13 protein-coding genes and 1 riboswitch are annotated in these 15,043 nt (G+C 29.0%); of the genes, 7 read left to right on the top strand and 6 right to left on the bottom strand.

Annotated features, from left to right (window positions below; translation table 11 throughout):
- Position 1: 1 nt before the first annotated feature.
- From ACKU3H_RS01580 to ACKU3H_RS01590, 3 genes are read right to left on the bottom strand one after another with little or no spacing between them, the layout of a single operon-like run.
- Complete coding sequence (locus tag ACKU3H_RS01580; RefSeq protein WP_320035228.1) at positions 2-2,452, bottom strand: Mur ligase family protein; 2,451 nt, start codon at positions 2,450-2,452, stop codon at positions 2-4.
- Positions 2,453-2,476: 24 nt separating this feature from the next.
- Entirely contained in the window at positions 2,477-4,288 is a 1,812-nt protein-coding gene (locus ACKU3H_RS01585; protein WP_320035229.1) for a protein containing Six-hairpin glycosidase-like domain protein, read from the bottom strand.
- A gap of 13 nt (positions 4,289-4,301) precedes the next feature.
- The gene (locus ACKU3H_RS01590) at positions 4,302-5,606 is read right to left on the bottom strand and encodes an ankyrin repeat domain-containing protein (RefSeq protein WP_320035230.1); all 1,305 of its coding nucleotides are present in this window, start codon (positions 5,604-5,606) and stop codon (positions 4,302-4,304) included.
- Positions 5,607-5,863: 257 nt separating this feature from the next.
- Between ACKU3H_RS01590 and ACKU3H_RS01595 the strand changes: the two genes are divergently transcribed.
- The 7 genes from ACKU3H_RS01595 to ACKU3H_RS01625 all read left to right on the top strand — a co-directional run bounded on the left by ACKU3H_RS01595 (position 5,864) and on the right by ACKU3H_RS01625 (position 11,974).
- Entirely contained in the window at positions 5,864-6,088 is a 225-nt protein-coding gene (locus ACKU3H_RS01595; protein WP_320035231.1) for a hypothetical protein, read from the top strand.
- A 61-nt stretch (positions 6,089-6,149) separates the two neighbouring features.
- Positions 6,150-6,224, top strand: a riboswitch (cyclic di-GMP riboswitch).
- A gap of 518 nt (positions 6,225-6,742) precedes the next feature.
- Positions 6,743-7,225: a bidirectional hydrogenase complex protein HoxE gene (gene hoxE / locus ACKU3H_RS01600; protein ID WP_320035232.1), complete on the top strand. Its 483-nt coding sequence runs from the start codon at positions 6,743-6,745 to the stop codon at positions 7,223-7,225.
- On the top strand, positions 7,219-8,838 hold the full coding sequence (locus tag ACKU3H_RS01605) for an NADH-ubiquinone oxidoreductase-F iron-sulfur binding region domain-containing protein (protein WP_320035233.1): 1,620 nt from the start codon (positions 7,219-7,221) through the stop codon (positions 8,836-8,838). The genes hoxE and ACKU3H_RS01605 overlap by 7 nt, the downstream gene beginning before the upstream one ends.
- A complete protein-coding gene (gene hoxU, locus ACKU3H_RS01610) occupies positions 8,831-9,550 on the top strand; it encodes a bidirectional hydrogenase complex protein HoxU (RefSeq protein ID WP_320035234.1) in 720 nt (239 codons plus the stop codon). Before ACKU3H_RS01605 ends, hoxU begins: the two co-directional genes overlap by 8 nt.
- Positions 9,547-10,092 (top strand): hypothetical protein, encoded by a 546-nt coding sequence (locus ACKU3H_RS01615; RefSeq protein WP_320035235.1) that lies wholly within the window; start codon positions 9,547-9,549, stop codon positions 10,090-10,092. Before hoxU ends, ACKU3H_RS01615 begins: the two co-directional genes overlap by 4 nt.
- Before the next feature lie 9 nt (positions 10,093-10,101).
- The gene (locus ACKU3H_RS01620; protein ID WP_320035236.1) at positions 10,102-11,529 is read left to right on the top strand and encodes a Ni/Fe hydrogenase subunit alpha; all 1,428 of its coding nucleotides are present in this window, start codon (positions 10,102-10,104) and stop codon (positions 11,527-11,529) included.
- A 1-nt stretch (position 11,530) separates the two neighbouring features.
- Positions 11,531-11,974 (top strand): hypothetical protein, encoded by a 444-nt coding sequence (locus tag ACKU3H_RS01625; RefSeq protein WP_320035237.1) that lies wholly within the window; start codon positions 11,531-11,533, stop codon positions 11,972-11,974.
- Here the strand turns inward: ACKU3H_RS01625 and ACKU3H_RS01630 are convergent.
- From ACKU3H_RS01630 to ACKU3H_RS01640, 3 genes are read right to left on the bottom strand one after another with little or no spacing between them, the layout of a single operon-like run.
- Positions 11,947-12,786 (bottom strand): hypothetical protein, encoded by an 840-nt coding sequence (locus ACKU3H_RS01630; RefSeq protein WP_320035238.1) that lies wholly within the window; start codon positions 12,784-12,786, stop codon positions 11,947-11,949. The genes ACKU3H_RS01625 and ACKU3H_RS01630 overlap by 28 nt on opposite strands.
- 11 nt (positions 12,787-12,797) lie before the next feature.
- Positions 12,798-14,384: a 1,4-alpha-glucan branching protein domain-containing protein gene (locus ACKU3H_RS01635; RefSeq protein WP_320035239.1), complete on the bottom strand. Its 1,587-nt coding sequence runs from the start codon at positions 14,382-14,384 to the stop codon at positions 12,798-12,800.
- A complete protein-coding gene (locus ACKU3H_RS01640; protein WP_320035240.1) occupies positions 14,377-15,027 on the bottom strand; it encodes a DUF4912 domain-containing protein in 651 nt (216 codons plus the stop codon). Before ACKU3H_RS01640 ends, ACKU3H_RS01635 begins: the two co-directional genes overlap by 8 nt.
- Positions 15,028-15,043 lie beyond the last annotated feature (16 nt).

Genomic DNA, 15,043 nt, shown 5'->3' on the forward strand with positions numbered 1-15,043 from the left:
TTTATCCAATTTGTTCTTTTTTACCTAAAGATAAAATATATTGACCAACATTACCTAATCTTAAATATGCACTTCCCATTACAAAAACACAATCATCATTTTCTATATTTTTTGTAAGATCTTCAACTAACAGTTCTCTGTTGTCACTATGTAATTTTAATTTTGCTTTTAAATCCTCATTCAAATTATCATGTAAATAGTTTAAATAAGGCCCTGTAGTATAAAGTATATCAATATCACTTTCATTTAAAAGTTTAGCAAGTTTTTCATGTTGTAATTTTGTAAACTCTCCATCCTCTTCAATAGATGAACCACCTAAAAGTGCTATTTTTTTACCCTTGATTTTAAAATTTTTTAAATCATTTAAAGCTGATTCCATACCCTGTATTGAACCCCTTAAAGATTGGTCATAAAAAACAAAACTCTTTTTATCATCTGTAATTCTAAAAACTCTTCCCATAGTTTGAAAAGTACTAATGTTTTTATAATTTAAAGCAGCTTCTTTTGTATCGTAACCTAAGCTATCAACAACTAATAAAACTCCTAAACTTTGTATTGGTGCATGATTTTGGAATAATGGCAAGTTATATTCAATCTCTTTTTTGTTTATCATAGCTTTTATATTCCAAGAAAAATCATCTGAGTTAAACTCTTTTGAAATAATATAAGCATCATTTTCTTTTGAAGTTCCAAAAGTTATAATCTTTGCATCATCTCTAATCTCTTTTATTACAGTTTTTAATTCTTTTGCATATATAGCATCATTGTTTACAACACAAATACCATTTTCTCTTAGTCCTTCAACAGCTGAAGCTTTATTTCTAATCAGATTTTCTACACTTTTGTGAATATCCATATGAACTAAATTTATATCAGTAAAAACACAGATATTTGGAGAGATAATTTTACTTCTACTTGCACCCCAACTATATTTTGCAGCACCTGAAACCTCTACAATCTCAACTTTATCATCACTTTTTAAACTAGCTAAAGAGTACAAAATTGGAAGTTTTATATTTCCACTATTTAAAATTGCATGGGTACTAACAATATCTTTTAGACAATTATGAAGTTGTATTTTAAAACCTGTTTTTCCAACTGTCCCACCTACAAATACTGTTTGAGGGTCAACCTTTTCTCTAACTTCAATTGCAACTTTTCTTAACATTGAAGTTACATCATCTACAACTAAAACAGGAATTTTTAAACCTTTTGCATACTCTTCTTTATCAACAACAATTGTATTTACACCTTTTTTTACGCAAGAGTTTATTCTTTCCATAATAACTTCATAGGAAAGATTTTCTTTTCTCCAATCTGCTAAAGAAACAAAAAAACTAATAAAATCTTTTCCCGCATCACTGTGAGTTCCAACTCTTGAATATAAGATATTTGGATTAAAATTTATCCATTTCCCACCTGTAATTTTTGTCAAGTTTTCAGGAGTTAAATATATAGAGTCATCAACATTTAAAGGTTTTTCAAAAGCAAATTTATCAATTGTAGAGATAAATTTTGAAGCCATCTGTTTAAACTTTGAAATCTCTTCAGCTGAAGCTTCTTCTATAGAGTAGTTATATAGTTTTTCATTTGGATTTTTTAATAGTTTTTTAGTACATTCAATCCCTTTTTTTATCTCATAAGCATACTCTTTGTAAGAATAAGTACCATCAAAATTTGGGTTTTCAATCATTGTTGGTAATAAACCTTTGTACAATAAAAGATGATTTGTTAAAGTTAAAAATGTTCTACAGTTTCCATCAGGAAATGGATGTAATAACTCTATTTCTTGAATAAACTTAGCTATCTCACTTATGATATTGTCTTCACCCTCTAATTTATGTAGTTTTTCATTAAATCTATTTACTATTCCTTCCATTTTTTTGGCAAATTGAAGTTGAACATAAGATTTTGCTTCATAAAACTCGACGAAACTTCCTTTTTGGTCTAAGATATTTTTAGTTTTTTCATCTAATTCTGGGAACCAAGGATTAAATTGTAATTTACCTCTTTTCATCAATCGTTTATATACATCAAAAACATCTAAATCTTTTGCTGGTTTTTCAAACCCACTATTATGAAAAAGTTTTACATTATCATCTTTTCTTAATTCAAATAACTCTTTAAAAAATTCTAGAGTTGTTCTTGCAGCAAAAAATTTAAACCCTGTCTCTTCACATCTTAAATCTCCTGGTGAAGCTTCTCTTAGAGTTGAATGAACATTAAACATGCAAATATGATGAAGATTTCTTAAATAATGGCAACTAACACCTTTTGATAAATCAAAATTCTCTAGCATATGGGTATATGCATTAATCATCCCTTGTGTTGAACCACTCTCTTGATTTTCATAACCTGTCCAACCACGATATTTTTTATGAAACCTTCCATCAATAAAAAGTCTCCATAATTGTTTTTTATCAATTTGCTTTAAAGCAGTTATCCCATCCATTCAATTACCCTTCATTCTCATAAACTATTTTAATACTTTTAATAATCTTGCAAAAAAGCAAGCTGCGTGTTGTACAGAATCTACTCTTACCCATTGTCTAGTTAATTTGAACCTAAAACTATGTAATGCTTTTTTAGGATTTACATGACAATAATTTGATTTTTCATCATGAAAAGTTTTCATCAAACCTTCAGCACTTAATAACATATGCTCCATAATCCAAGATGCTTTTTCTTCATCTTTTAAATATTTAGCTAAATAATAAGCACTAACAACACCTTCGCATCTTGAGGCATCATGGTAAACATGATCTCCAAATTGGTAAAAAAACCCACCTATATAATCTTTATTTGTTTTTAAAGTATTATATTCTGTGTACATATGATTAAACATCTGTTTTGTATCATTAAATACAAAATCGATATAGCTTTGTTTTTTTAAAGCATCAACTTTTACCCACTCTTCAATAGCTTGCATAAGCCATGCATCAGCTGGTAAAGGTTCAAACAGATAATCATATTTTGTAGGCCTAATATCAACTAAAAAATCTAAAGCTTTTTCACTTTTTTCTTTTATCTCTTCTTTAAACTTTTCATCAATATTTTTCATATGTCGATAGTATAAAGCGAGACCTAAAAGAGCTTCACCTGGATAATAAAAAGAGAATAACTCTTTTTTTGTTTCATCATCAGGATTAATTATAGGTTTGCCATCATTATATTTTGGATGGATATAATAACCTATCATTTCACCCTCATCATCTATTCTACTAAGTATATGTCTTACTAAGCCTTCCATATATTTGTTATATTTATCACTTTTTGAATTAAGATAATAATGCATTAAAGATACAAGTCCTATTCCAGCACCACCTAGTTTTGATTTTTTGTTAAAAAAAGGAAAACAAGAATACTGCCCATCTATCTTTTCTTCTTTAAAAGTTGAGATAAAAAAATCAATTGATTCTCTTGCTTTTGTAAGATATTTTTCTTCACCTGTTAATTCATAAGCTCTAAGTAGTGTTATAGTTCCACCACTATGTCTTAAAATATTATTGTATAAAGGGTTTAGCATATTTGGATGCATATCATCAACTATTGTATTTTTATATGGATCATAAAAGTATAAAAAACTCCCATCATCATTCATATTTTTTACTAACCAATTAACACTTTTAATAGTTTTATCATAAACTATTTCTTTAGAAAATTCAGCTGGCAGAGGATATCCTCTTTGTAGTTTTAATACTTGATCTTCATAACTTACATAAGCATTTGATTCTACAAAAGTATACTCAATATCTTCTCTTCTCATTAGATGAACACGTTCACTTATTTTATTTGTTCTTTTTGCAACTTCACATTGTTTTGAAAGAAAATTTAATAATTGATTTACACTCATAATCGATTTTGTGTAGGCATCCGTTGGCATAAAATAGTGCAAAATATTTTTATATTTCCATTTTAAGCCATTTATTCCTGGCTCAAACCTATTTGGAGAACTCATTTTCATTGTTGTTAAATTTCTTATGTTGCATGGATATTCTTTAGTTACTATTTCAAATAGTATGCGGCACTTAGATTTATCCAAAAGATTAAACTTTGTAAAGTTTTGATTTGTTCTTAGTTTAAAAATAACCCTATTGATACTCTCTTCAAGGGTATTTTTTCGTGAGCCCCACCTAATTGGTCTTTGTCCTTCTTGAAAAAGAGTTATATATATTTGAGAGATTTTAGGGTCAAAATCTATTTTATTTTTGTTAGTTGCGACAAAAGGCTTATTATATGATAAAGCCCCTCTAATATCTTCAAAAAGAGTTTCTACAGTCTTTATCATATAGCACCTTTTTCTATCTTGTTTCTATTCTAAATTCAACTCTTCTTGATAATTCAAAATTTTCACTTCCATCTTTGTTATAAATAACTTCTGAAGATGATTTACCTTCAGGAACAAAAGTACTTTGAATAAAATCTTTATTATCTAAAACTATTGAATTGTTTATTCCTTCCAAATATTCTAAAATAGCATCAGCTCTTTTTTGAGATAAAATTTTATTTTTTTCAAATTTTTCCTCAGGAGTTGGAGCAGTTCTATATCTTGATGAAGTATGACCTTCCACATAGATGTTAATAATTTCATTACTGTAATTTTTTAACATATTTACATATTTAGGGAAAAACTGGTTTAGTATCTCTTTATATCTATCATTTATTTTACTACTTCCTCTTGTAAACATCATAGCTGGGTCTTTAAATCTGAAAGTTAAAGTATCTTCATCTAGCTCAGCATTCCATATTGCAAAATCATCTTTAAACTCATCATTTAAAACATCATATAATTCATTTATCACATAAATTTTTAATTCATCTTCTACTTTTCCTCTTTGAGAAGCAGAGTTTATAGCCATAGCCATTACATTATATGTACCATTTTCAACTTTTGTTTCAACTTGTGCACACCATCTATTATCTTTAATTTGTGCTTCTGTTACTGTTTTTCCACCATCAAATGTTATTTGTACTTGTTTTACATCTGAATCAATTATATTTCCACATATTTTTGGTGTATTGTCATTAATTACATCATTATCATCTATTGTAATTAGATTATAGAACTGCTCTTTAGGTTCAACTTCTACCTCTTCTTTATTTGAACAAATAGCTTCAATATCATCTGCTCTTAAAAGTTTAGAGATATATACATCATTTGTCTTTGAAGCATAGTGTAGTGCTGACATCTCATATTTGTCTAAAGTATCTCTATTTGCTCCATTACAAATTAAAAGTTTTGAAATATTTGTGTAACCATTTCTTGCAGAGTCTATTAAAGGGGTATCTCCATACTTATCTTTTGTATTAACTTCAGCACCTTTTTCAACTAATAATTTTGCTATTTCAAAATGATTGAATCTTGCTGCAAGGTGCAAAGGTGTATAACCAAATCTATCTTTTTTATTTAAGTCTATACCTTTATTTATGAAAGTTTTAACTAATTCTAAATCATTAATTCTTACGGCATCATGTATTGTTGTACCAACTATATTCTCTTTTGTATCACTTAAATCTGTTAAACTTAATTGTGTCTCTTTTTTTACACAGCCTGTGAATATAAAAATTGTAACTATAAAAAATAAATATATTGATTTTTTCAACATTAATATGTACCTCTTTTGGATAAAAAATAAAATTATTATACTTATAAGTAGTTAATAAACAGTTAATATCAACTCAAATAAGGGAATATTTGAGCATTATTTACTTTTTATATTCAAACAAAATCAGTAACTTATTATTACTTTTTTGATAAATTAATAAAATTAATATAAAAGGACTAAAAATAAAAAAATCGATAAAAATTGTATTACTTATACTTTTAAGTTTGATTACACTAACAGTTTTAGGTTCAAATTACTTGCACTATAAAATGAAAGATGAAGTGATACCATATTATATAATTGCCCATGAAATCAATACTTTAAAAGATACATATACTCTATGTACTGGACTTTTATATACTAACCCATCAATAAAAAACACTAACACTTGTAATTTTATATATAAAAAAATCGAAACTAAAACTTTAGAAATTAAAAATAATTGTCCACATATATATTTTTATACAAAATATATAAAATAATACTAAAAGTACTTGTTTTATAATTTTTTCTTTACAAAAATAATTTTTTTTGATAAACTTATAAAAAACTTGCCAAACCTAAAGTGATTTAGGGACGGAAAGCCACGAGTCTCAAGTAGATAGTCGGGTTGCACACTTTATATTATGCCCTCACTGAGACTCCTAATTTTAAGGAGTAAAAAATGTATACTGTCAAACCTCAAGTTAAAATTTCAGTTAAAATTCTTTGTATGTACTTTTTTATTTGGAGTTTACCTCTAGGTACAATAATTTTAAACATTGTGAAAGAAAGAGAAATTTTTAGTATGAATGTATTAATAGCTTTTTTTCTAGGATTAGCAATAAATTTAGTGTGGGATTTTGCACTTATTACAATACAAAAAAAAGAGTACCATAAGAGTTACTTATGATACTCAATAGATATGCATGAAATTAATCAAGGAAATAATAACGCTAATTAGATAAATTTATCCTTAATATTGCATAAGATTTGCTTATAATTAACACTTTTTTTAAAATTCAATATACTTTAAATCCTAAAATTTGCTTAAGCTTATTAAAATATAAACTATTTATAATAAATATACATATTCGTAATATTATTGAAACTTAAACCATATATAATATACGTATTAAATCATGAAAGGATTTACTTTGCTAGCAACTATACCTAATGATTCTCGTTATAAGATGGTTGAAAAAACCATGAAAAAGTTAAATTATGATAGAAGTGCTTTAATTGAAGCTTTACATACTGCCCAAGAGAGTTTTGGCTATCTTGAAAACGAAACACTAAAATTTATTGCAAGAAGATTGAAAGTTCCTTTTTCAAAAGTGTATGGTGTCGCAACTTTTTACCATTATTTTAGACTTAAACCAAAAGGAAAACATACAATTGTAGTTTGTATGGGAACAGCCTGTTATATAAAAAATGCAAATAAAATACTAGAACGTCTAGAAGAAAGATTTAAAATAAAAGCTGGTGAAACAACAAAAGACAATTTAGTGTCACTAATTAGTGCAAGATGTGTGGGAGCATGTTCCTTAGCTCCTATAGCCGTTTATGATAATAAATCAGTTGGTCATTTAGAAATTGAACAAGCTGTTACAGAAGCTGAGGAGTTGATAAAATGTTAGATTCATTAGAAGACTTAGAAAAATTAGCTATTGAAAAAAGAGATTTAAAAAGAAATTCCCATGAAGAACTAAGAGTTTGCGTGGGAAGTGGTTGTTGCTCTTTAGGTTCTGAAGAACTTTTAAAAAATTTAAAAAAAGATGTAAAAGAAAATGGTTTAGATGAAAGATGTAAAGTCAAAGGTGTTGGGTGTAGTGGTTTGTGCTCAGAAGCAATTATGGTTTCTCATTATCACAAAGTAAAAGATTCAGCTTCTATTTATAGTAAAATGACTTCAGATAGTTCAAATAGCTTTATTGAAACCTTAAACAAACAAACTCCAATAAAAGATAAAAAGTGTGATGTTACACAAAGTTTTTTTACTAGTCAGAAAAAAATTGTTTTAGAAAATGCTGGAATTGTAGATCCTGACGATATAGATGATTATATTGCATATGATGGATATTTAGCTTTATATACTGCACTTGAAAACATGTCTCCCCAAGAAGTTATAAATGAGATTAAAATTTCTGGTTTAAGAGGTAGAGGTGGAGGTGGCTACCCTACTGGATTAAAATGGGAAACTGTAGCAAAAGTTGAAGCTGAACAAAAATATATTGTGTGTAATGGAGATGAAGGTGATCCAGGAGCTTTTATGGATAGAGCGATTATGGAAGCAGATCCTCACAAAATTATTGAAGGGATGACCTTAGCTGGATATGCCTGTGGAGCAACAAAAGGTTTTATATATGTAAGAGCTGAATATCCAATTGCTGTTCAAAAACTAAATAAAGCCATAAAACAAGCAAGAGTAAAAGGTATATTAGGAAATCAAATTGCAGATAGTGGTTTTAGCTTTGATATAGAAGTAAGACTTGGAGGTGGAGCATTTGTTTGTGGTGAAGCCACAGCATTAGTTGCATCAATTGAAGGAAATAGAGGAAACCCAAGACAAAAACCACCACACTTAAGTGATTATGGTTTGTGGAAATCACCAACAGTACTAAACAATGTAGAAACCTTTGCAAATATATCACCTATTATTAGAAACAGTGGTGAATGGTTTAAAAGTATAGGTACAGAAAAATCCCCTGGTACTAAAGTATTTGCACTAACAGGACATATTAAAAATACAGGATTAGTTGAAGTGCCTATGGGAATCACTTTAAGAGAACTGATTTATGAAGTTGGTGGTGGGCTAAGTGAAGGGAAAAAATTAAAAGCAATCCAAACAGGAGGTCCAAGTGGTGGATGTATTCCAGAAGAACTACTTGATATTCCAGTTGATTATGAATCTTTAAAATCTATAGGTTCTATTATGGGAAGTGGTGGACTTATTGTTATGGATGACAGCTCTAATATGGTAGAGGTTGCAAGATTTTTTATGGATTTTTGTCAAAGTGAATCTTGCGGTAAATGTGTTCCATGTAGAGTAGGAACCTTAGAATTAAAAAATCTACTTGATAAGTTTATAAAAAAAGATGCAACTAAAAGTGATTATGAATTATTAAAAAATATGTGTGAAGTAGTAAGAGACACTAGTCTTTGTGGGCTTGGTCAAACAGCTCCAAATCCAGTATTAAGTACTATTAAATATTTTGAAAATGAATACTTAGAAGGGATAAAAGATGCTTAAAGATAAAGTTAGAGTCAAAACATTTAAAATAGATGATATTGATGTTACAGGAAGATCAGATGCAACTATCTTAGAAGTTGCAAATGAGCACAATATAAAAATTCCAACCCTTTGTTTTCTTGAGGGGCTAAGTAGTGTTGGTTCATGTAGAATGTGTATGGTTGAAGTTAAAGGAGCTAAAGGTTTAATTCCAGCATGTACTTCAAAAATAAAAGAGGGGATGGAGGTTACAACAAACTCAGAAAAACTTCAATCTCATAGGAAAATGGTTTTATCAATGATTTTTGCAGAAAGAACTCATACTTGTAGTGTATGTGTTTCAAATGGTCACTGTGAACTTCAAAATCAAGCTATTGAATTAGGCCTTGAACATAGTTATGTTCCTTATATCCATAAAAACTTTGAGATTGATGCTTCCCACAAAGATTATGTATATGATCCAAATAGATGTATTCTTTGTACAAGATGTGTTAGAGTTTGTGATGAAGTGGAAGGTGCTCATGCTCTTGATCTGTTTGGTAGAGGAATAGATGCTAAGATTATTCATGATATGGATGAACCTTGGGCCGATAGTGAGAGTTGTACTAGTTGTGGAAAATGTGTTCAAGTTTGTCCAACTGGTTCACTTTTTGAAAAAGGCTTAAGTGCTACAGAGATGGTTAAAAAGAAAAATATAGTAACTAACCTAATTCAAGCAAGGAAAAACAAATGATACCTACTGAAAAAATAAGAGTTGCAACAATTTGGCTTGATGGATGTTCAGGTTGTCATATGTCATTTTTAGATATGGATGAAAGAATTATTGAATTAGCTGAATATATGGATGTGGTTTATAGTCCCTATGTAGATGCAAAAGAGGTACCGGAAAATATAGACCTTTTTATTGTAGAAGGAGCACTAAGTACTGACCACGATTTAGAAATCATAAATAAAATTAGAAAAAACTCTAAGAAAATCCTAGCACTTGGAGATTGTGCCATTACAGGGAATGTTTCTACTCTTAAAAATCTTGCAGGAACTGATGCAGCATTAGAAAAGGGTTATTTCGATTTAGCTGATTTAAACAAAGGGAAATACCCTGATAAAATTGTTCCAAAACTTTTAGAAAAAGTTATTCCTTTAAATGAAGCTGTAGATATAGACTATTTTGTACCAGGATGTCCTACTCCTGCAAATGCTATTTATGAAGTATTAAAAGGTCTTATAGAAGGTGTTGAAGTTGATGTTAGCAAATATACAAGATTTGGGATATAAAGGATTATCATGGGTGAAAAAATAGTAATAAGTCCAGTTACAAGAATAGAGGGTCATGCTAAAATCACAATAGATTTAGATGATAAAAAACAAGTTGAAGATGCAAGAATACATGTAACCCAATACAGAGGTTTTGAAAAAATCTGTGAAGGAAGACCTTATACAGAGATGCCAGCACTTACTGCTAGGACTTGTGGTATATGTCCTGTAAGTCATGCTATTGCATCATCAAAAGCTTGTGATAATCTTTTGGCAGTTAGACCTCCAAAGGCAGCTAGAAACTTAAGAAGAATAATAAACTTAGCACAAATAATCCAATCTCATGCTCTAAACTTTTATCATCTAAGTAGTCCAGATTTTGTTTATGGTTTTGATGCAAAACCTGAAGATAGAAATATCTTTAAACTAATGCAAACTAATCCAGAGATGGCAAAAGATGGGATAAAACTTAGGGCTTTTGGTCAAAAGATTATAGAAACTTTAGGGGGAAAAAGAATCCATCCAACTTGGATAGTACCAGGAGGAGTTAGCCATGAGATAAGTGAAGAAACAAAAGACAGTATCAAAGAGCAAATCCCTGAAGCTATGCAGATTGCTCAAAATACTTTAAAATACTATGTTCAAAATCTTCACAAGTTTCAAAAAGAGATAAATTCATTTGCTAACTTTCCATCTTTATTTATGTCAATAGTTAATAAAAAAGGAAAACTTGAACATTATGATGGCTTATTAAAATTTATAGATAGTGAAGGTAATGTTTTAGCAGATAAAATTGATCCAAAAGATTATAAAGATTATATTGGTGAAGCAGTAGAAGAGGATAGTTTTTTAAAATCTCCATACTATAAGCCTTTTGGATATGAAAAAGGGATGTATAGAGTTGGACCTCTTGCAAGATTAAATGTTGCAGAAAAATGTGGCACACCTTTAGCAGATACAGAATTTGAAAGGTTTAAAAATCTAAACAATGGAAAGCCTGTATTAAACTCATTTTACTACCATTATGCAAGATTAATTGAGATTATCTATGCTATTGAAAGAATAGAAGAACTATTAAATGAAAAACAAACCCTAGATTCACAAATAAGAGCCCATGCAAATATCAATAGAAATCAAGGTGTTGGATGTTCTGAAGCACCTAGGGGAACTTTATTCCATGATTATAAAGCAGATAACAATGGGATAATTACAGGAGTGAATTTAATCATTGCTACAGGAAATAATAACCTAGCAATGAACCAAGGGGTAAAACAAGTTGCCCAAACTTTTGTAGATGGGAAGAATATAAAAGATGGTGATTTAAATAGAGTTGAAGCAGTTATTAGATGTTTTGACCCATGTTTAAGTTGCTCAACCCATGCACTAGGAATTGTATCTTCTAATATAGAAATAAGAGATTATAATAAAAATATAATAGAAACAATCAAAAGAGGATAAGTTGTTAATCATAGTTGGTTTTGGCAATGAATTAAGGGGAGAAGATGCATTTGGAATAGATGTGCTATCTTCTCTTCAAAAGTTTAAACTAAAGAATACAAAACTAATCTCAACTTTTCAATTAACTCCTGAATTATCTTTAGAATTAAAAGAAGCAAAAAGTATTATATTTATAGATGCTTCATATTCCGAAGAAAATCAGTATAAATTGGCTTGTTCTTTAGAGCATAACTCTTCATCGTCTTTAAGTCATCACATTACCATTAAAACATTAATGACTATGATAAATACTTTATATAACAAACAACCATCTTATGAAGTTTATTCAATGTTAACAAATAGTTTTGAAGAGATTAAAGATAAAAAAGATTATGAGAGATGTATAGAAGAAACAATAAAGTCTCTTCTATTTTTTGATTATATAAAAGAGTCTTCTACTGCTTGAATTTCAGTTGTAGAACCAAAATAAATAGGTGTTTTTTGACTAATCTCAACATTAGTCATATCAAGAATTCTTCCTTTTCTACTAATAGCTCTACCACCTGCTTGCTCAATAATATATGAGATAGGGAAAGCTTCAAAAATCACTTCTAATTTTCCATCAGGGAAAGATTTAGTTGAAGGTGAAGAATAGATTCCACCCTTTTTAAATAATATTTGGTGAGTATCTAAAGATAATGAATCAGAGAATCTAAGTCTATAACCTTTGTTGAAAAAACTATTAACTAAGTTTCTATGTTCATCAGTCCACTCAGGTACTAATCCTGCAGTTGAATTGATTCTTCCTTCTTTTCCAAGTGTTAATGGATCTTGTTCTATAAACTCTCCATCTTCAAAAGAGAAATAGATTACACCCTCTGTTTTAGATGCAAATACTAATTGGAAAGTTGGACCATAAGTTATATACATTGCAGCTTTTAAGTGAAATGCATCCATATGAGTTTCATAAATTCCAAAAATTGAACCTAATGAAAAATTCACATCTAATAAATCTAAGTTATCAATTGCAACATAACTTATTTTATATTTTCCACCCTCATTAATAGTTGTGTATTCTTTTTTATCTTTTCCAATAAATCCATGTACAGATTTAACTTTTTTAAGTTCTCTTTGTATAACCTCAGAACAATATTTGTGTACACTATCATGCATCTGTTTGTCAGAAAGACCTCTTTCTAAAAAACTTTCACAATCCACAAATACATTTTTTTCTATATCTTCTGCAATATTAGTAATTGCATTAAAAACAGCTATCATAATAATTTACCTTAACTTGTAATAAATATTCTAAAATCAATAAAATCAAAAATAGAGTTTTTATTCTCTAAAGAATTTACTTTTTCAAAATCGATGTTATTGCTGTTTATCATACCAAGTAATTCATTAAAATTTGATATATGCTCTTTTGTTCTATTCTCGCTATACTCTGTTGCTGTGGCTGTTGTCATTAGAAAAGCCCAGTCACTACTTTGTGCTAAAAGTAGCTCCCTTAGCATTTGAGTTAATACCCTTGATATATTTTCATCATTAGTATTAAAATACTCTTTTGCTTTTTCTTCCATCACATCAGCCATCTCATGAAGATGTCTATATATCCAATCATTACCCTCATTTAACCAAACATCATAATACCCTTTATCACCCCAAGAAGAAGGGTTTGGATTTACAATTTGATTTTTTGGATACATATTTAAATACTCCATTGGAGTAAGAGCTTTCATAGTTTTATTTTTATCTATTTCCCTAAACATATTAGCTAAAAACTCAGGACCTTCAAACCACCAGTGTCCAAATAATTCCGCATCATAAGGTGAAACAACCATTGGTGTTCTATCCATAAGTTTATTTAAATGATCAAACTGTTGTTCCCTATGAAAGTGGAAATTTTGTGCATGTTCTTTTGTTTTATCTTGTGCAATCCAAGGATTATAAACCTCTTTATAATCAGTTGTTCCTGTTATCTTATGATATTTAAAACCTGTAAAAACCCTAACTCCATCTGGATTAATATATGGTTTTATATAATCAAAGTCTAAATCATAACCAATATCTCGATAAAAATCTCTATAATTAAAATCTCCAGGGTAACCCTCTTTTGAACTCCATACTTGTTTTGATGATTGTGCATCTCTTGCAAAAGCAGCAACTGCATTTGGAGTATAAGTTGGAGCATAAACTCCATTTAATGAGGTTGGTCGCCCATAAGTTAAAGCATGGGAATCTACAATAAAGAACTTAATCCCTTTTTCATTTAAAATCTTATCTAAACCATCATAATAAGCACACTCAGGAAGCCAAATACCATTTGGTTTTTTCCCAAAATGTTTTTGATGAGCTTTTACAGCTATATCAATTTGTGTTCTAACTGCATGTTCATTTACACTTAAAATTGGAAGATATCCATGGGTTGCACCACAAGTGATAACCTCTAAACTTCCATTATAATAAAAATGTTTATATCCATTTAGTACATTTCCTGCTAGAAAACCTTCGAAAAACTCTTTTGTTTCAACAAATAAATCCCTATAAAAATTTGCAATTGAATGAAAATGTTCATCATTTTTTGTTCTTTCAATCTCTTTATTTCCAAGTTCGATATGAGTATCTAAATATTTTCTATATTTTCCCATTAGATGTTCATCTGCTAACATCTCAGCTAAAGGTGGTGTAACTGAAGTAGTAAGTCTAAAATTAACCCCATCATCCTCAAGTTTTTTTAATCTTTTTAATAAAGGTATATAACACTCTGTAATTGCTTCAAATAACCAATGCTCTTCTAAAAAGTTTTCATATTTAGGATGCTTTACAAAAGGTAGATGTGAGTGTAAAACTGGAACCCAATAACCTTTAACCATTTATATTTCCTTTTAAATTTGTAGAAGAGCTTACTTTTTCTTTCTCATTCTCTTCAATAAATGTTTTTAGTCTTTCCAATTCTTCCACATATTTTGATGAAGAACCTACTGAATCAAAGTGCTCAACTGTTGTTCTAATAATCTCACTCCAACTGTACCCTTTGCTTAATAAAGCTTCATATTCTTCTTGACTAGGGAAATTGATTTTTGATGAAAATGTATGAATTACATTTGAGCTAAATAGTTCTTTGAAACTACCATTTTCCATAACACCAACTCTAACTAAAATATCCATATCTCCAAATTTTGAATTTATATAATAATCCCCTAAAGCAAATGAAGAATCAAAACTATATAATTCATTTCCATTAATATCATCTATTTTAAAATATAACTTTTCATTATCTAAATTAATTTTTTCATTATCTAGTGTTTTATCACTAACTTCCCAGTACACAAAATATTTTTCAGTATTAACCAATATAATTCGTAAAGTATCTTTATTATATCTACTTGGTATTTCAAACTCTTCTTGAGCAGGTTTTGCTTCTGATGCAAAATTATCAACTACATGGGAAGCACTAGAAAAATCATTTTCATTTTTCAAACTCTCTTTTATCAAACTTTCCGAATCTGTTTTCATAATTTTTCCTAATATT

Source organism: Halarcobacter sp., assembly GCF_963675975.1.
GTDB lineage: Bacteria > Campylobacterota > Campylobacteria > Campylobacterales > Arcobacteraceae > Halarcobacter.